This is a genomic window from Corynebacterium efficiens YS-314 (genome assembly GCF_000011305.1).
Lineage (GTDB): Bacteria > Actinomycetota > Actinomycetes > Mycobacteriales > Mycobacteriaceae > Corynebacterium > Corynebacterium efficiens.
On record NC_004369.1, the window covers coordinates 1,263,581 to 1,282,101 of the forward strand.

At 60.1% G+C, this 18,521-nt stretch carries 13 protein-coding genes; 11 read left to right on the plus strand and 2 right to left on the minus strand.

What is annotated here, in order from left to right; all coding sequences use genetic code 11:
- Nucleotide 1: 1 nt before the first annotated feature.
- The gene (locus CE_RS06100) at nt 2-1,366 is read left to right on the plus strand and encodes a DHA2 family efflux MFS transporter permease subunit (protein ID WP_006769833.1); all 1,365 of its coding nucleotides are present in this window, start codon (nt 2-4) and stop codon (nt 1,364-1,366) included.
- On the opposite strand, the gene metE is transcribed toward CE_RS06100, so the two are convergent.
- On the minus strand, nt 1,367-3,631 hold the full coding sequence (gene metE, locus CE_RS06105) for a 5-methyltetrahydropteroyltriglutamate--homocysteine S-methyltransferase (protein WP_011075342.1): 2,265 nt from the start codon (nt 3,629-3,631) through the stop codon (nt 1,367-1,369). It abuts the gene before it with no gap.
- A gap of 548 nt (nt 3,632-4,179) precedes the next feature.
- On the opposite strand from metE, the gene CE_RS06110 reads away from it, so the two are divergent.
- The 6 genes from CE_RS06110 (at nt 4,180) to CE_RS06135 (ending at nt 11,639) form a co-directional block, all read left to right on the plus strand.
- The gene (locus CE_RS06110; protein WP_162096717.1) at nt 4,180-5,310 is read left to right on the plus strand and encodes a helix-turn-helix domain-containing protein; all 1,131 of its coding nucleotides are present in this window, start codon (nt 4,180-4,182) and stop codon (nt 5,308-5,310) included.
- A 65-nt stretch (nt 5,311-5,375) separates the two neighbouring features.
- Nucleotides 5,376-6,962 (plus strand): hypothetical protein, encoded by a 1,587-nt coding sequence (locus CE_RS06115; protein WP_006769830.1) that lies wholly within the window; start codon nt 5,376-5,378, stop codon nt 6,960-6,962.
- A gap of 137 nt (nt 6,963-7,099) precedes the next feature.
- Nucleotides 7,100-7,414, plus strand: coding sequence for a hypothetical protein (locus CE_RS06120; RefSeq protein ID WP_006769829.1), 315 nt, complete (start codon nt 7,100-7,102; stop codon nt 7,412-7,414).
- 428 nt (nt 7,415-7,842) lie between these two features.
- A complete protein-coding gene (locus tag CE_RS06125; RefSeq protein WP_006769828.1) occupies nt 7,843-9,246 on the plus strand; it encodes an NAD(P)-binding domain-containing protein in 1,404 nt (467 codons plus the stop codon).
- Nucleotides 9,247-9,524: 278 nt separating this feature from the next.
- On the plus strand, nt 9,525-10,196 hold the full coding sequence (locus CE_RS06130) for a YczE/YyaS/YitT family protein (RefSeq protein ID WP_006769827.1): 672 nt from the start codon (nt 9,525-9,527) through the stop codon (nt 10,194-10,196).
- A 135-nt stretch (nt 10,197-10,331) separates the two neighbouring features.
- Nucleotides 10,332-11,639 carry a plasmid pRiA4b ORF-3 family protein gene (locus CE_RS06135; protein ID WP_006769826.1) on the plus strand — a complete coding sequence of 436 codons (1,308 nt, stop codon included), beginning with the start codon at nt 10,332-10,334 and terminating at the stop codon, nt 11,637-11,639.
- Between the two features lie 70 nt (nt 11,640-11,709).
- Here CE_RS06135 and CE_RS06140 read toward each other — a convergent pair whose 3' ends face one another.
- Nucleotides 11,710-12,912, minus strand: coding sequence for a pentapeptide repeat-containing protein (locus CE_RS06140; RefSeq protein ID WP_006769825.1), 1,203 nt, complete (start codon nt 12,910-12,912; stop codon nt 11,710-11,712).
- Between the two features lie 358 nt (nt 12,913-13,270).
- Here CE_RS06140 and CE_RS06145 point away from each other — a divergent pair, with 358 nt between their 5' ends.
- The 4 genes from CE_RS06145 (at nt 13,271) to CE_RS15225 (ending at nt 18,403) form a co-directional block, all read left to right on the plus strand.
- A complete protein-coding gene (locus CE_RS06145) occupies nt 13,271-14,695 on the plus strand; it encodes an alkaline phosphatase (RefSeq protein WP_006769824.1) in 1,425 nt (474 codons plus the stop codon).
- 393 nt (nt 14,696-15,088) lie between these two features.
- Entirely contained in the window at nt 15,089-17,110 is a 2,022-nt protein-coding gene (locus tag CE_RS14845) for a hypothetical protein (RefSeq protein ID WP_006769823.1), read from the plus strand.
- Entirely contained in the window at nt 17,100-18,035 is a 936-nt protein-coding gene (locus CE_RS15220) for a hypothetical protein (RefSeq protein WP_011075349.1), read from the plus strand. Before CE_RS14845 ends, CE_RS15220 begins: the two co-directional genes overlap by 11 nt.
- A 23-nt stretch (nt 18,036-18,058) precedes the next feature.
- A complete protein-coding gene (locus CE_RS15225; RefSeq protein WP_143758433.1) occupies nt 18,059-18,403 on the plus strand; it encodes a hypothetical protein in 345 nt (114 codons plus the stop codon).
- Nucleotides 18,404-18,521 lie beyond the last annotated feature (118 nt).

Consider the following 18,521-nt stretch of genomic DNA (forward strand, 5'->3'; position numbering starts at 1 on the left):
CATGACCGCTACCACGACCCCACCGATCCCGGAGAACCGCGCCTGGAAGGCCCTCGGCGCGCTCAGCGTCGGGCTTTTCCTCACCCTGCTGGACCAGTCGCTGGTGGCGGTCGCCCTGCCACGGATCCGGGAGGACCTGGGCGCCAGCCTCAACCAGGCGGTGTGGGTATCGGCGATCTATCTGCTCACCTTCGCCGTGCCCCTGCTCATCACCGGCCGTCTCGGTGACCGTTTCGGGCAGCGCACCGTGTACCTGGCGGGCATGGCGCTGTTCACCGCCGCGGCCCTGGCCTGCGCGTTTGCACCCACCATCGAGTTGCTCATCCTGGCGCGTGCCTTCCAGGGCCTGGGTGGCAGCCTGCTCAACCCGCAGCCGCTGAGCATCATCCACCGCATCTTCGCCCACAGTCGTAGGGGAGCGGCCACCGGTGTGTGGAGCGCGGTCGCCTCGAGTGCCGGTCTGTTCGGGCCGGTTGTCGGTGGTGTGTTGGTGGGTGCGGTCGGGTGGCGTGCAGTGTTCTTCGTCTATGTGCCCCTGGGCCTGATCTCGCTGGTGGCGGTGGCGCGCTATGTGCCCACCCTGCCCCGGGGCGCCTCACGGATTGATTACCTCTCCGGGGTGGTCAGTCTCATTGCGGTCCTCGGCATTGTGGTCGCACTCCAACAGGGACCGGAACTGGGTTTCGGACCGCTGATCTGGCTGTCCCTGGCCGGTGGTATCGCGGCCCTGGTGTTGTTTGTGTGGATGCAGACCCGCTCGACCGCCCCTCTGATGCCGCTGCGCCTGTTCGAGACGCATAATTTCTCCCGCGGCGCCTTCGCGGTGTTCACCCTGGGTTTCACCGTCTACTCGGTGAACCTGCCCATCATGCTCTACCTGCAGACCGCGCAGAACATGCCCCCGGAGACCGCCGGTCTCATGCTGGTGCCGATGGGGGTGTTGTCGGTGCTCATGTCCCCGGTGATTGGTCGGCTCACCGACCGGGTGGCACCGGGGACGATCTCGAGGATCGGGTTCGCCTCCATGATCACCGCCATGTCGTTGTTCGCGGTGTTCATGATCGCCGATGCGACCCCCTGGGCCCTGCTGCTGCCGATCCTGCTCTTCGGTGTGGCCAATGCGATGTGCTGGGCGCCGAACTCCACGATCTCCCTGCGTGATGTGCCGCAGGATCTGGTGGGTTCGGTGTCCGGTGTGTACAACACCGCCCGGCAGGTCGGCGCCGTGGTCGGCGCGGCGACCCTGGGTGCGACCATGCAGCTCGCGGTGACCCTCACCGGTTTCGGCACGGCCATGGGGATCGCGATCCTGTTGACGGTGGTGCCGCTGGCCGCCGGGCTCGCGGCGGTGTCGCGATTCCGCTGATCAGGCGCTTGTCGACGCCCGCTGCAGCAGGTCCGTGCGGGCCTGCTCCGCTGCCGCGACCAGCACCTTCAGGGAGGCGGTGGTCTCCTCCCAACCACGGGTCTTCAGACCGCAGTCCGGGTTGACCCACAGGCGCCTCGGATCCACGGACTCCAGGGCGGAGGACAGCAGCTGTGAGACCTCCGCCAGCTCCGGCACACGTGGGGAGTGGATATCCCACACACCTGGCCCCACACCGAGGTGGAACCCGGAGGATTTCAGGGCGGCGAGCACCTGCATGTCCGAGCGGGCCGCCTCGATGGTGGTGACATCCGCATCCAGGTCGATGATTGACCGGATCAGTTCATTGAACTCGGAGTAGCACATGTGGGTGTGGATCTGGACATGGTCGGGGGCGGTGGACGTCGACAGGCGGAAGGCACCGACCGCCCACCGGGTGTACGCGTCCTGCTCTGCCCGGCGCAGGGGGAGCAGTTCGCGGATGGCAGGCTCATCCACCTGGATGATCTTCGCGCCGGCGTCCACCAAGTCGGTGATTTCCTCGCGCAGCGCCAGGGCGATCTGGTCGGCGGTGACCGCCAGGGGCTGATCATCACGGACAAACGACCAGGCCAGGATGGTCACCGGACCGGTGAGCATGCCCTTGACCGGCCGGTTGGTCAGGCTCTGGGCGTGGGCGAACCACCGCACGGTCATCGGCTCCGGGCGGGTGACGGTGCCGAACAGGATCGGCGGACGCACACAGCGGGAGCCGTAACTCTGGACCCAGCCGTTGGTGGTGGTGAGGAAACCATCCAGCAACTCTGCGAAGTACTGCACCATGTCATTGCGTTCCGGTTCGCCGTGAACCAGCACATCCAGACCGAGGTCCTCCTGCGCCCGGATCACCTGGGCGATCTCGGCGCGCATCGCGTCCTCATACTGCTCGGGGGTGAGGTGGCCGGCACGGTAACGCGCACGCGCGGACCGGATCTCACGGGTCTGCGGGAAGGAACCGATCGTGGTGGTCGGCAGCGGGGGCAGATCCAGGGCCTCGTCCTGGGCGGCGGCGCGCACCTCGAAGGGGGAGCGGCTGCGGTCGGCGTCGGTGATGTCGGCATCCCGCGCGGCGGTGAGCACCGAGTGGCGACGGTCCGCGAGGGCGGCGGCCGCGGCGTCGAAAAGCGACTCGTTGATCTCGCCGGCCAGCGCATCGGCCAGCGCGACCACCTCCCGGACCTTCTCCTCGCCGAAGGCGAGCCACTCGCGCACCTCCGGGTTGAGCCCGGTCTCGGCGGTGAGGGCGTAGGGGACATGCAGCAGTGAGCAGGAGGTGCTCACCGCGACGGGGCCGCGTGCCTGGAGTCGACGCAGGGTGCCCAGGGCCGCACACAGGTCGGTGCGCCACACATTGCGGCCATCGACGATGCCGGCGACCAGCAGTTCCTCGCCCTTCCAGGCCTCCAGCGCGGTCACACCATCGGAGACGAGATCAACGCCGATCGCGCCCAGACCGAGGCCGGCCAGGGTGTCCAGCGCCTGATCACCGGCACCGAAATAGGTGTTGACAAACACCCCGCCCCGGGTGGCCAGACGGGCATAGCCTGCACGGACCCGCTCCAGCACCTCCGGTGCGACATCGGTGACCAGGGAGGGTTCATCCAGCTGCACCCAGGGGGTGGGCAGCTTGGCCAGCAGGCGTTCGAAGACCTCGAAGAGTGTCTCCAGGTGATCGAGCGGATCAGACCCGTCGGTGGTGCGGGACAGGGACAGATAGGTCAGGGGACCGATGAGGACCGGGCGGACATCATGGCCACGGGTGAGCTGATCGTGGATATCGGTGAGCAGAGCGGTGTCATCGAGGATGAAGCGGGTATCCGCCGACAACTCGGGCACCAGGTAGTGGTAGTTGGTGTCGAACCACTTGGTCATCGCGCTCGCCGGGAGCTCCGCGGTACCGCGGGCGGTGGCGAAATAACGGTCGATGTGGGCGGGCAGGCCGTCATTGGGGTGGTCATCGAGGTTCTGGAACCGCTCGGGGAAGACACCCAGCAGGGCGGTGGTGTCCAACATCGCGTCATAGTACGAACGCCCCGCGGTCGGAATGCTGTCCAGGCCGGCGGCGGCCAGCTGGTCACAGTAATCATTGGTCAGCGTGGTGGCGGTCTGGCCGAGTTCGCGGCCGGACACGGTGCCGGACCAGAAACCCTCAAGGGCGAATTTCAGTTCGCGGTGCGCGCCGATCCGCGGAACACCGGCGATGGTGGAGGAGAAAAAAGAAGTCACTTGGAAAAGTCCTTCTGCTTGAGCCGAACGTGCAGATCCCGGCTAGGACGCACGGCAATCCTTGTGGGGACCGACCTTGCGGTGGGCAGGGGATCCCGGGGAGCGGCTGCATGCGTATCTGTGCGTGTGCAGAAGGGCTGCCCCGGGTTTCCCCGCCTGATCGCGAGGTGGTCCTACCTACCGCGCCACCTGCTGTGGAAATGGTGCGATCCTCATCATCCGGGGCTCCAGGGAGAGGACAAAAGGTAAACCGATTGCGTGTCCAACCCAACCCCAGACAGCATGGTCTGTCAAGGGGCGCCAGGGAATTATATTCACCCCGTTCGCCGGGGAAGGGGGTCGCTCGGAGACGGTGTCAATACGCGTGGGCGCGCGTGGGGACGGGAAAAACCCCTTCCCATCTGATCACAATCAGGTATCATTGAGAGAGGATCACAGCAGGTCAGGGACGGGTTCCGTGGCCTGCTTTACGTGATGGATGACATTCCGCCGCACCCGGTGGCACCCGGTCTGGCGGCGATGAAGCCGACAACTCCAGGAGGATGAGCATGCCTACTTCGCACCCGCGGAACTGGGGTGTGCGCCCCAGATTCCTCAACCCCCACCGCATTGAACTGGCCCGTCGACGCCGGGGCCTGACCAAGACGGACCTGGCGGTACGCCTCGGCGTGAATCCCCGCACGGTCAGTGGCTATGAGCGCTCCGGCGCTCCGCTGGCCCGGGGTGCCGATCTCTCCGCCCACCTGGGTTTCCCGGTGGAGTTCTTCACCCAGCGTGACCCCGTGGACATCCCGGCGGCCAACATCAATTTCCGGGCCGGGCGCCGGGCCACAGCCAGGCACCGCGGTGCCGCCCTCGCCGCCGCCTCCCATGCGGTTGAGCTGGCGGGGTGGGTCGCCGGCCGGTTCGTCCTGCCGCAGTTGAAACTGCTTGACCTGGGCGGAGCTGACCCCGCAACCGGCGCGGCACTCCTGCGGACCTCCTGGGGCATTGACACCCAACCCATCCCCAACATGGTGCACCTGGTGGAGTATTTCGGCATCAGGGCCTACAGTCTGCCCGCGCTCGCCGAGAAGGTCGATGCCTTCTCCGTCTGGTCGGGTCGGGTGCCGTTCGTCTTCATCGCCCGGCGGAAAACCCCCGAACAGTTCCGCTTCGACATCGCCCACGAGCTCGGGCATCTGACCCTGCACAGCAATGAACCACCCGCCGCGAAACAGGAACGTGAGGCCGACCTCTTCGCCTTCGAACTGCTCCTGCCACGCACCGCGATCCTGGAGAGGCTGCCCCACAACCCCTCGGTGGAACAGCTGCTGGAGTTGAAAAACGACTACCGGGTCTCGGCGATGCTGGCTGCGGTGGCCACCCACCGCGCCGGGCGGCTGTCCGACGCTGCCTATCGACGGATGCTGCTGGAACTGCACACCCTCGGCTACAAGCACGGCGAGCCCGATGGCCTGCCCGTCCATGAGACCTCCTCGGTGTTCCCCCAGGTGTTCACCCCGGAACGGTTCAGCCCCCAGCAGGCGGCGGATGACCTGCACCTGCCCGTGGAGGAGATCCACGGATTGACGTTCTCCACCGCACTGCATGTGGTGAAACCAACCTCCGAACCCACCTATTTCCGCCCACCCCAGGTCGACCGGATCGAGGCCCCGCAATTACGCGTGGTGGAATAGCCCGACGCCGTGGCCGGTTGCTTGATCCATGGCTGTCGCCGGATAACAGCGGTTAGCATGGCGGTATGACTGCCGAACACAATGCCACGCTCAGTGAACGCGGACCACAGTTCTTCACCGACGGTCCCATCACGGTCGCGATCGGTGGGGAGGCCGCCATCACCCGGTGGGAGATCCTCGGTCACATGACCGCGGGCCGGTTATCGGTGGACTCCGTGGCCCACGGGCTCACACTGCTGGGTTTGAATGGTGACTTCGCCGATGATGCCGTGGTCTCGGTCTTCATCGATGATGCGGAAGACCCCCTGGTATTCGCCCATATTGAGCCGGAGATCCCCGCGCGCCGGGTCCTGATCGCCGAGGCCATGGCGGCGGTGTGGAACAACCGGATCCAGGACATCGCCGACACCTCGGCACCGCTCTACCAGGATGCGGTGGAGGACCTCGGGCGCCTGGAGATCCCCGGCAGCCCCCACCTCAATGAACTGCTGGCGCAGCGACGACGGAGCACCACCACGGACCGGGTGGAGATTGAGGCACTGTCCCACCTCGTCCATGAACTGCGGCAGGCCGTGGTCTTCGGTGCCGCCGGTTTCCTCGCCGCGGATCCCGCGGAGCTGAAGGACACCACCCGCAAGGCCCTGGCACCCGATGGGTGGATCCACCGGTTGTCGCTGCTGGTTGCCGCCGAGGAATGTCTGGCGGGTGCACTGCTGGCAGGGATCCGGACCACGGATGATCCGGAGGCCATGGCCGCGGGCCTGGCCGCCGACTGCACCTTCATGCTGGGTAACCGCGCCGCCGACCTTGAACTGTGCGGGGTGTTATCCGAGGTGGTGGATGTGCTGGAGGATCCGGCCCTGCGTCCCTCCCACCGGGTGATCAGGATGGTCGCCCGCCCCACCCAGCGGATGCTGGATGGAGCTGTGCATATTATCCAGCCGTTTGTGAACCTCCGGGGACCGGGGAGGGGACGCGATGGGTGGCTGCCGTCGGAACTCACCGCGGGCGAACGGGGCGGGGATGCTGCTGCCCGGGCCGCCGACGAGGGGCAGATTCTCGATGCCGAACTGGTGGAGGATTTCCGTCCCGAGGAGCTGGCCACGGCCTTTGGTGAACTCTTCGAGGAGATGTTGCCGGAGGCGGAGGCCTATGTGAAGAAACTTCGCAACGACCATCCCGATGACTCCGTTGACCAACGCAAAAACCGGGCGGAACGTCGGTTCATGGACCTGGCCGCACGCAAGACCGCGGACACCAACCTGGGTTACCTCGAACTCGATGAGGCGGTGGCACTGCACGCCATGACCCTGGCCTTGCTGCGCGAGGTGCCCGTGGATGACACCGGCAAACGGGAGCGCCAGGCACGGCAGCTGCAACTGGCCATCAGTGGATACGGGAGACTGCAGGAGTTTCCGGACAATCAACTCATCCAGCGGGGGATCTCCATGGCGCAGAGCTCCCTGTATGCGGTGGCATTCCACCGACTGAGCCGTGACCGCAGATTCCCCAGGCTGGCGGTGGTGATGGCCATGCTGGAGAAGTTCGCGCCCACCGTGAATGAACGGTTCATCGCGGAACGGGCCCTGGAGGTGATCAACGGGGGAGCGCTGCGGATCCTGGCGATGATGGTGGACAAGGCCATCCGGTGAACCCCACAGGCCCCGCTCAGGGCGGGAGGCCCACGTTGCTGGCATTAATGATGGATTGACATAAGAGTCTGCATAAAGTTGGAATAAAAGCAAATTCCAGGGTTGTGTCCCAGAACACATTCTGGTGGAATGGCTCCATGGAACTACTACCCGGACTTGGAATCCTTATTGTCGGTTCGATGATGGCCATCGGTACCACGCTTTACCTGGCGCGGTGGAATCCCTTCATGCGATTACCCGTCTTCGTGGGCAATCCCGAGGATTATCCCTTCGGGCCCTATGTGGGCAGGGCCATGGGCTTCATGTTTCTCCTGATGGGTGGTGCCGTGTTGTATATGCCCATCAATATCTGGGGTGTGTTCCTCATGGTGCTTGCCGCCATTCCGGCCCTGATGCTGTCGCGGGATCATAACCGGCGTCTGGATGGGGATTTCGGGCCCGAGGTGGCGTGATCGGGCGTGATCGGATGTGGTTGAGCCTGATCGAACGTGCGCCGGCAGGTGGTCCGTCCCCGATCGCGCCGGTCCGCGAAGACGCTGATCTGAAGGTATTTCCTGGCTGATAAATAAGCGAAACTTGCGAACTTTATTAACTTTGATAAGGTTGTCTACGGACTAGAGCGAAAAAGGCTGTCGCCTTGTAGGCCCCCACTGACGAGTGTGGCCGCATGGGCGAGCCTATTTTTTTGCCCCGGTAGTTTATGCACCTATACGCATAACCGCCGGTTTCAGGTCCCATGATAAGAGCGTGTGGCCCTAGCGTGGCCGGCGGTGTGCCAGTTGCTGCCCTGACACAGGGTGTGACAGGCATGTTCATCCCGGCCCCCTGCACGCACTGCGAATGAGGCCGCCTTGTGAAAGGGGTGGTCGGGAAGGCAAGTATGAGCAAGAAGCGTGTAGCGATCATCGGAGCTGGCCCGAGTGGAATGGCCCAGTTGAGGGCATTTGAGTCAGCGGAGAAGAAGGGACAGGAGATCCCTGAACTTGTCTGCTTTGAGAAGCAGGATGATTGGGGCGGCCAGTGGAACTACTCCTGGCGCACCGGCACCGACCATTATGGCGAACCGGTCCACTCCAGCATGTACCGCAACCTGTGGTCCAACGGACCCAAGGAGATCCTCGAATTCGCGGAATACACCTTCGACGAGCACTTCGGTAAGCCCATCTCCTCCTACCCGCCCCGCGAGGTGCTGTGGGATTACATCAACGGCCGCGCCGAGCAGTCGGATGTGAAGAAATACGTCAAGTTCGCCCACGCCGTGCGCTGGGTCGATTTCGATGAGGGCACCAAGCTGTTCACCGTGCGCGTGGAGAACCTGCGCACCGGTGAGACCACCAGCGACACCTACGACAATGTCATTGTTGCCGCCGGCCATTTCAACTTCCCGAACATCCCGCATTTCGAGGGTATTGAGACCTTCCCCGGCCAGGTCATGCACGCCCATGAGTTCCGCGGTGCGGAAACCCTGGCCGATAAGGATATCCTCCTGATCGGTGCATCCTACTCCGCCGAGGATATCGGTTCCCAGGCATACAAGATGGGTGCCCGTTCCATCACCTACAGCTACCGCACCAAGCCGATGGGCCACGGCTGGCCGGAGGAGATGGAGGAGCTGCCCCTGGTGGAGCGTTTCGAGGGTTCCACCGCGCACTTCAAGAACGGGGAGAAGCGTGACTTCGATGCCGTCATCCTGTGCACCGGTTACAAGCACCACTACCCGTTCCTGCCGTCCAGTCTGGCCCTGGAGTCCCCGAACAACATCTACCCGGACACCCTCTACCGTGGTGTGGTCTCCGAGAAGAACAATCAGCTGTTCTGGCTGGGTTCGCAGGACCAGTGGTTGACCTTCAACATGTTCGACGCCCAGGCCTGGTACGCCCGCGATGTCATTCTCGGCCGCATCGAGCTGCCCACCGCCGAGGAGCAGCGCGCCCACATGGATCAGTGGCTTGAGCGTTTCAACGCCATGGAGGACGAGTTCGACCAGATCGACTTCCAGTGCGACTACGTCAAGGACCTCATCGAGCAGACCGACTACCCGATGTTCGACCTCGACGAGGTGGCCAAGATCCAGCGCCAGTGGCTGCAGTCGAAGAAGGACGACATCATGAACTTCCGTGATGCCACCTACACCTCCGTGATCACCGGCACGAAGGCCGCCGAGCACCACACCCCGTGGATGCTGGAGCTCGACGACAGCCTGGAGCGTTACCTCAGCGAGCCCGATGAGGACGAGGCACGCCAGGTCTTCCGCGGCCAGATCCGTGAGGGCCAGGCCCGCTAGCCTGCGGCCTGTGCTTTACGACGCCTGAAACCCCCGCCCCGCATTCTCTCCGTTGGAGATGCGGAGCGTTGTGCTGCGTAGGGGCCCTGGGCGGCGGATCTGTTGGCCTGTGAGCACCGAGTTGCTCACACACCAACAGATAGGCAGGAAACCGCCATCGCCCCGCCCGGAAACCCCGCAGCTGTTGGCCTGTGAGCACCGACTTGCTCACAGGCCAACAGATTCCAACCGCATCGGGTGGCCTCGTCACCGGCATCGCTGGTTTAAGATAATCTCTTATGGTCGCAGACAAGTCAGCGAGGGATCCCTCCACGCGGTATAGCACGCCGGTGCGGTGGGGGATGTTCTTCCTCGGGGTCTGGATCATGACCATTGGCATCGCTCTGACCGTTCATGCTGATCTCGGAACCACACCGATTTCCACGGTGCCGGCTGCCATCGCGGCGGCTTCATCCCTGTCCTTCGGTGTGGTGACCATCCTGATCAGCATTGTCCTGGTTATCGCCCAGAAAGTGATCCTGCGCAGCCGTTTCGTCACCTTCCAGTACTGGCAGTTCCTGGTGGCCGTGGTCTTCGGGGTGTTGTGCGATGTGTCGCTGTACATGATGGATTTCATCCAGCCGTCGAATTATGTGTGGCAGGGGGTCACGGTGATTGTTGGTGCCGTCGCGGTGTCGCTCGGGGTGTTCCTGCAGATCCTCCCGCGCATTCTCTATTCACCGGGGGAGGGGATTGTCGCGGCGATTACGATCGCGTCGGGGTGGAGGTTCGGCACGGTCAAGCAGCTGTTCGACTGGTCGCTCATTCTCATTGCGGTCGCCATCGGCCTCATTTTCGTCGGCGAGCTCGTCGGGGTGCGCGAGGGCACGATCTTCGCGGCTTTCGCGGTGGGTGGTTGTGTCAAGCTCTACCAACGGCTTTACGACACCCACCTCCGCCGAACCCTCTAGCCGCCGGAGGATCACACCGAGGGCTGTGTGGTTGCTCCCCGAATCACGTAAAATGAGGGAGTGATCTCATTCCCGGACGATGCTGACCTCGATCCATTCGGATTCCCAAAACGGCTGCCACCTACCATCCATCCTGTGCCGGACAAACCGGTCGGGTTTCAACTCAAAGTGGTGCTCAATGACACTACTCCGGAGATCTGGCGCAGAATCGAGATTCCCGGGGACATGACCCTGGATGTTTTCCACCTCGTGCTCCAGGGGGCGATGGGGTGGCAGAACTCCCACCTCCACGAGTTTGTTGAAGACCAGGACCATTACCCGTTCATCACGGAGTTTATGTTTGAGGAAGAAGGCTCCGGGTTTCTGGAGAGTGATTTCCGGGTCGATCAGGTCCTTACCGCGGTGGGTGACAAGCTCGGTTATCACTACGACTTCGGTGATAGCTGGGACCACACCATCACGGTGGAAAAGATCCTGGACACCCCATCGGACCAGTCACGGTGCCTCGAGGGTGCCCGTGCCTGCCCACCGGAAGACATGGGTGGGATGGTGACACTCGAGGTGGTGGTGCCGTGGGTGGAATCAGGGTTTAAGAAGCAGCTCGAACCAACCCATATCGATGCGGATGATTATCGGCACTGGCTCGGTGACTGGCATCCGGCGGCTTTTGATCCCGAAGAGGCAACCCGGGAGATACAGATCATGCTGCGGGCGGGTTTCAGCCGGATGGCGCCGGGCTTGAAGCAGGTGATCAACACTTTGCCTCCGTTCCAGGGGGAGCATCTGGAGGAACTCCTCAATCTGGATATCTGGTACGACGCTGACACCTCTGGTCCGGGGCTCACCCCGGAGATGCTCCGGCCGTTCACTGAGCTCATGGAGCTGCTTGATGGTGGGGTGAAGCTCACCACCGCCAAATATCTGCCGCCAGCGGTGGTTCGTGAGTATGCTGCCCGCACCGGATTGGATACCTGGTGGCCGAGGAGGATCACCTCGGAATCGGTGACTCCTCTACCGGAGATCCGTGAGTTCTGCCGTTCTCTAGGCTTGGTGCGGGTGTCCACCGGCATGGTTGCACCCACAAAGAAGGCGCAGGCACTCCGCTTCGATCCGGGCGCCTGGGAAAAGCAGCTACAGACCAAGCTGCCCCTTGGGAAAACGGTTTTTGAAAAGCATGCCGGCTGGGTGGCTCTCGTGGTGGCGGGCAGTGGAGCACCCTATCTGCAGTGGCCGGGCCTGATCAGCGAGGTGCTCTTTGATATGGGTTGGAGGAATCAGGGTCGTTTGGGCGACCCGAACCGGGTTCCGTTTCGCAGTCCCACCTACGAGGTGTTGCAGCTCCTGGCGGAGGGAGTGGCCGCGGACCCCTGGGACAGTGAGGTCCCCGAGGAGATGGTGGCTGCGGTGGCGGCACTGGCACGCCGCATCGTGGTCGTCAGGTAGCTGTCCGCCAGGTACCTCCGCATGGTCAGGTGCCCGGTGCGCTGTAGGGGGTTTCGGTGAAAGCACACAATCACCGACCCCGGATCTGCAGGGGCGAATCGCAGTGGTGGTCAAACGTAGCCGTTTTCAGCAGTGCGCTCGGGATCGCGTTATCCAGTTCCTTCAATACAGTGTCCTCGTCATAGCCGAAGCAGGTGCCCTCCAGGGTCAGCTCCATGTTGCTGCCCTGGTCCGGGTGGAGCCCGAATCCGCTGCAAAACACCGCGTCCGAGAAATCGGTGGTCGCGGTGAATTGGAAGGGGCCGAACAGCACGGGGCAGTGGAAATGCGTGCGGTGGAACTGCACCTCGTTGAACATCGCGGAGCGGAACAGGGGAGAGGTGGTGAAGAAGGAATCATCGAAGGAGACGGAATCGATGAACTCTGACTTGTTGAAGGAGACCGACCCACCGAAGAACACATCGCAGAAGTCCACGCCGTCGCGGAAGGTGCACTTCTCCACCCGGGCGGTGGAGGTGAACTGCGCCTGCGAGAAGGTGGTGTAGGAGGCGAAGTCGGAATCCTGGAAATGCGCGGTATCCCAGAACTGGGCGGCGGTGAAATCAGCGTCGGCATCAAAGGTCACCGCCCGGAACCAGGCGGAACCGGTGACACAGACCCCGTCGAAGGAGGCATCACGATCAAACTGGGATTCGTTGAACACCGCCAGGGCCGTGAATTCCGCGTCGGTGAACCTCGCGGTGTGATGGAACTGCACACGCTGCACTGAGGCCAACCCGTTGAAGCGGGCGTGGGTGAACACGGCGGGTGCGTGGAATTCAGACTCGTTGAAGGAGGTGTTGCCGTGGAAGTGGGCATGGGAGAAATTCACCGGTTTTGACAGGGTGGCCAGCGAGAATCCGAGATCATGCAGGTGGCAGTAGGTCAGATCCAGCCAGAGATGCGACCAGTCGGCGATCCCACCGAGGAATCTGGGGCGGAACCGGTTCACGATCAGATCCTGCACGCGGTGTTTGAACACCAACAGCTCCGGGGTGGGGTCATCACCGGTGAGCGGATCCCGTAGCTGGGCACAGATGAGGTTGAGGCAGGCCTGTTGCAATCTGTGTGCCCTGTCGAGGTCGCTGTCGCCCAGGCTCACGCAGTCATCCGCCAGTGCGGACAGGGCGTAGACCGCGGCTTCCCGCTCCACGAGGCTGCGGTGATCGCCCAGGAGATCAACAATCCTGATGAACCGTTCATGCAACTCCCAATGCGCTTCTTGCAGTTCCATGTCGCATCCTCCATTCCATGTGTTGCCCAACCTGGTTGGAGTTTATCGGGGACTGTGGACATGTTCAGCGGACATGCGAACACAGCGGCGAACATCTGGTCGTCGTCAAGCCCGGTCACGATGCCGGGGTGACATGCCCGCCCTTTCATCAGACATTTACTGACAATTGTTTTCAGGTTAACCTGTCGGAAATCTATGAGCCTTAACTTATGGATATCCGCATCAGAGATAACACCATGCCTCTGATCTGCGGTTTATCCCCCCACCCCTGCCCGGCGCTGGACTGGTTCACATGTCTCCTGCGTCTGTGTTGGTGTGGCTAATTATTCGATGATCTTATTCGAGAAGGATTCACAAAGTGGCACTTTCCCGCCTCGCACTGCGCACTGTCGCGTCTGTCTCCGCCTCCGCCGTCGTCCTCGCTGGCCTCCTGGCACCGGGTGTCGGTGCCCAGAGCAGCTTCGGTTCCTCCGACCTGTTCAACTTCGGCTCCACCGCCCCGGAAGTACCGTCCGCGCCCAAGAACATCATCTACATGATCGGTGACGGCATGGGGTACAACCATGTTGCTGCCACCAACCTGTTCGAGACCGGCCAGACCAAGTACCAGGTTGAGGGCGAGGCCAACGCTGAGACCCTTGAGGAGCTGCCGGGCGAGGCAGTTCAGGTCTACGAGGACTTCAACAAGCTGGCCATGACCACCTACCAGCACGGTGGGGCCTACGATCCGATCCAGGCCTGGAACGATCACAACTACGTGAACACCGGTTCCATCACCGACTCCGCAGCGGCCGGCACCGCCATGGCCACCGGTGTGAAGACCACCAACGGCACCATCGGTCTGGACCACGAGGACAACCGCATCGAGAACACCTCTGAGCGCGCTGTGTCCGTCGACAAGGCCGCCGGCGTCGTCTCCTCCGTGCCGTTCAGCCACGCCACCCCGGCTGCCTGGGCTGCGCACAACGCAGACCGTAACGATTACCACGGCGTTGCCACCGAGATGCTGAACTCGGACCTGGACGTCATCATGGGCGCTGGCCACCCGCTTTACGACGATTCCAACAACCTCCGCGACACCCCCCGCTACCAGTACATCTCCGAGACCGACTTCAACGCCCTCTCCACCGGTGAGACCGACTTCACCTACGTCGAGGACAACGCCGACTTCGAGACACTGGCCAACGGCGAGGTTGAAGAGGATGCCCAGTACTTCGGCCTGGCCAAGGTCGCTTCCACCCTGCAGCAGGGTCGCGCGGGCTTCTCCGACGCCCCCTACTCGGTCCCGCAGAACGACGTTATCGATCTCGCCACCATGTCCCAGGGTGCACTCAACGTCCTCGGCCAGGACGAGGACGGCTTCCACCTCATGATCGAGGGCGGCGCCATCGACTGGACCGGCCACGCCAACGACATCTCCCGCAACATTGAGGAGCAGCAGGACTTCAACAAGGCCGTCGAGGCTGTTGTCGACTGGGTTGAGGAGAACTCCTCCTGGGATGAAACCCTCCTGATCGTCACCGCCGACCACGAGACCGGTTACCTCTCCGGCAAGGACGAGGAGCCCAACTGGAAGGCACTGACCGGCGAGGCTGGCCAGGTCCCGGCACACGGCTGGTACTCCGGCAACCACACCAACCAGGTCGTGCCCTTCTTCTTCAAGGGCGCCGGCTCCGAGGACATCAAGGCTGCCGTCACCGGCACCGACCCCGTGCGTGGCGACTTCATCGACAACATCACCATCGCACGCCTGACCCTCGACAAGTGGTGGACCAAGGATTAATTTCCTGTCGCACTAACCTCTGAAGGTTTCCCCCCTAAGGCGGAGCAGCTCAGGCTGCTCCGCCTTTTGGCGTTTTATCTGGTCACTTCGCTTACACGAGCTGTTCTGAAACTGGGTTGTCAGGGTAAGTGTAGATAGCATTTATGCTCGTCCTAGAAGCGATTTGGTAGAGGCAAATGAAGATCTATAGCTCAGTGATTCTAGTTATCAAAAGTATGTTCGGCCTTCTGTGCAAGAAAGGGAAGCGCGAGTGTTTAGACTGAAGGATAAATCGAAACCGATTGTGTTCTCCTGACAAAACCCGACCGACCTTGACGGCTTTTCGGAGTGTGGAGATCTATTGATTCTTGTAAGGGAGCAGGATCGGAAAGTTGCACTGTAGGAGGACTTGGAATGTATCTGTTGCAAAACTATGCTGCCTGGCAGGGGAAGTTGGAAAAGTACTTCTTCTCCAGGCCAAACCATCCGGTCCTCATCTACGTGGATGAAGCGGAATTATCGAATATCTACAGTGATCAGGCGAATGCTGTTGAGAGCTTGAGAAGTGCAATCTTAGAGTATCTCGACCCTGCGCGGGACAATGTCCCTTTTGAACAGGTAGAGAAATTAGTCAAACGGTGGAAGCTCGGGGATAGAGTTCAAGCCCCGCCAGTTCTTCCCCTCTTGGCTATGACTGTTCTAGCCGCCAGTCGGATGGAGAAATCTCAAGACCGAGGGGCGGGAAATTACTACGATCCTTTAGCGGAGTTGCTGCTGAAAGACGGTTACACAGATGCCTTCGTGACTAAGCTCAGAGAAAAATCAAGTCTCCTTCTTGTTGATTTTTGGGAGTTACTACATAACTGGATTGAGAGTCGAGGAGGCACAGTAGGTCTATCTACTATACGAACGCTTCCATCGAGGAAACGGATCGGCTATGCGCTTTCTCAGGCCATGGTTAAGGGAAGTGACAGACGAATTCTATTCCAGTTTTTTAGTGACCTTGATTTATCCAACCGGCAGATACCACACCCGCAGGTCTTGCTAGATAAGCTCCAAAAATGGGATTCGCCTACTAGGAGATTCAGTAGCTTCTTCCGAAAGTTTCTCAATAGTCATAGCGATCAAGAACTCTTAGCCGAAGTTGTTCATCAGCTGGCCGAAAGTTGGGACGGTGAACAGATAGCGACTTCTGTGGAGTCACGATCTACAGGGTGTACCGCTCACTTATCGATTAATCCCTATGAAGAGGAAATAGCCTGGGCTATAGAGATTTCCGAGGATGACCCCGCCCAATCCTTGAGGATGGGTAACTTCATCCTGGATCTGTTTAAACTCCTCGATCCGGAATGGCGCTTAGCTCAGATCCCAGAGTCGTATACAGTGACTTCGATCATGAAGGGTATGGCTCTCGCAGTAGGTAAACGGGGGGTCGTATTCCGAGCAAGTCCTATTCTCTTTCTAAGAGATGACCCCGTCACGGGAGGGCTTCTCACTGTAGAAGATCCCATGTCAGGCGAGGCATATGTACTTTGCTGTGAACAACATTTATTGCGCAAAATAGAGCGGTTCTTTGGTTCGTATTTTCATAACCGAGTGGAAGTGCTCGAGATTCCAAGTCTCAAAAGACAAATGGGGTCTGCGATTCTGGTCAGTATCGCTGGTTTCAAGAGCGAAGATGAGCTCTCTCGATTTCGACGAGCGTTCAACCTCGGTGCTCAGCGATCATTGAGTATCAGTAAACGTCCAAAGATGCGGGGTGGTCTTAGATTGTCTACTAACCTCGTCAGTGATCTTTACCTAACCGGGGCAGAACCCGATATCGTAGGTATTCCCGTCCAGGACCGCGAATCATTTTCCATAGAGATAAGCGGTAAGCCCAGCACTGTGAGTATAACGAGTGGAGTTCTCCGACTAAGGGAATTCGGACTCCAGGCTGGCTACCACACAGTTAGCGTAAAGGGCCACTTCTTCGAATTCAAAACCAGCAATCGGGAGATCACCGATTTTGGTGATAAGAAATCTGATTCGTATCGGCCTAATGAGGCCGATCGACTGATCAGGTATGCGCCCGTTTATCTTCGAGAGACAATAGAGCCCGAGGTCCTGTATGCCTCCGCCGATGAGACGCTCTTCCTAATTGCAGGTGGCAATATAAGAAATGTAGGAAGGAAATCGGATCCTAGATTCTTAAGTTCAGCCTTAAATGGAAAATACAACCCGACTTTCGAAACATGGGTTGCACCGGATGTTGTATGGATTGCTCAGCGAGATGGACATAATTGGCGAATTTGGCGACCGCGGTCAAACGCGTCTGAGGTTTTTCATGTCGATTCTTCTGTGGACCTCGCATATGAATGGCATGCAGCTAATAGAGTAAAGCACCCCAACCGGTGGACGATGGTACTAGGAGAGGGCTCTTCACGTGTCAGTTAAAGAGAAAGCAGCTCCTGGAGATCTAATATTTCAATGGATGTGCGCCCTTCAACAGGGAAGTTTTTCCCAGATCGCGACAGCTTTCAGGTGGCTGCTCCCATCTCATGGAGAAATTTTGGGGCGGAAGCAGGTCAACTATTGGTTTGCTGCCCTCGAAGCTTTGGGGCACTGTCAAATTGATTGGCATGAACGGACATGGGAGATCAATAGTGCCCGGATATTCCGCGTGCCGCATTCAAATGGCGTGTTCGGATTGGCCGGGTACAGGGTTCCTAATTGGAAATCGGTCCTTCGAGGACTAAAGATTGATTTGATCGAGATGGACCTTGAATATGTTTCCGGTCTGCCCCTGCCCACTACGCTGCTCGTTCAGCTCACCGGAAAAGAGGAGATCGAAAACCTTAGGCGAGAAACCGGGGCGAAACTTCTAGGTACGGCTGCGATAACGATGTCGGAAGGCCTTCGCTTTACGAATCGGGCTATAGAAGAAGCAAGTGATCCCCCTGCATACAATTCAGAAATTGATCGATTCAATGCTACGAGGAATTTCAAGTGGGATCGTGTCAGCACCCCAGTTTCCCTCCTGGAATCGGGCTTTTATCGAGTGGTGCAATACGGCCAACCTCTTTACTGGACTCGAAAAGAGGACTCTTGGGTGAGAACTACACTCCCGGAGGGCCAGTTTAGGGAGTTTCGCAGGCTGGGAGTCGATCCATTCGCTGTCGAGTTCAATAAGCACCGGGAAAATAACTGTGAAGTTTCCCTCGCCAATTCGGTTCACTTACCAAAAATACATGAGCAAATCCTAGTCTTCTGTAGCGGGCGCCTGCCGGTATTCAACTCGAAAGCTCGGGGAGAAAAAACGTACAGTAATGTCCCAACTAGAGTATTTACGAATGTAATGTTAAATCTTCTGAACAACTGACTAAAAGGGCGGAGAAGTTCCACATGGCAGATTCACCTTCCATAGATGTAATGGGCACTTTTGATAGACTACGCGAAGCCTATTTCAGGTACTATGATACGCCCTTTGCTCTTGCGGATAAACGTTTGCAAAAAGAACGCCGGGAGCTGATGGACAGAGATGGTGGGGCCTACCGCTTGCCCTTGGTTGAAATGCGACCTGAGTATGTCTCTGTGCGGCGTAGTTTACTTGACTCAGTACAAGCTGCAGGTGCACCGGTAGAACTCGCAGAATTTGCTAATTGTGGACTGATTCCGGCCGGGCGTTCTCTTTATAAACACCAAGAGGAAGCGCTTAAGTCCAATACCGTTAAGTTAGTGGTGGGATGACGGTGACCACTGGGCCGAGTGGCCGACCACAATGATGGGATCGTTTCACCGGCCATTTCGACATCTTTCGTTTAATCACCCGCGGATTCTTCCGCCTTCGTCGCGGTGGGTTGAGGTA

Bases quoted from the DNA above. Each gene is read 5' to 3' on its own strand.
- CE_RS06100 (WP_006769833.1), top strand. From the start codon at position 2: ATGACCGCTACCACGACCCCACCGATCCCGGAGAACCGCGCCTGGAAG.
- CE_RS06125 (WP_006769828.1), top strand. From the start codon at position 7,843: ATGAGCAAGAAGCGTGTAGCGATCATCGGAGCTGGCCCGAGTGGAATG.
- CE_RS06115 (WP_006769830.1), top strand. From the start codon at position 5,376: ATGACTGCCGAACACAATGCCACGCTCAGTGAACGCGGACCACAGTTC.
- CE_RS06120 (WP_006769829.1), top strand. From the start codon at position 7,100: ATGGAACTACTACCCGGACTTGGAATCCTTATTGTCGGTTCGATGATG.
- CE_RS06140 (WP_006769825.1), bottom strand. From the start codon at position 12,912: ATGGAACTGCAAGAAGCGCATTGGGAGTTGCATGAACGGTTCATCAGG.
- CE_RS06130 (WP_006769827.1), top strand. From the start codon at position 9,525: ATGGTCGCAGACAAGTCAGCGAGGGATCCCTCCACGCGGTATAGCACG.
- CE_RS14845 (WP_006769823.1), top strand. From the start codon at position 15,089: ATGTATCTGTTGCAAAACTATGCTGCCTGGCAGGGGAAGTTGGAAAAG.
- CE_RS06110 (WP_162096717.1), top strand. From the start codon at position 4,180: ATGCCTACTTCGCACCCGCGGAACTGGGGTGTGCGCCCCAGATTCCTC.
- CE_RS15225 (WP_143758433.1), top strand. From the start codon at position 18,059: ATGGCAGATTCACCTTCCATAGATGTAATGGGCACTTTTGATAGACTA.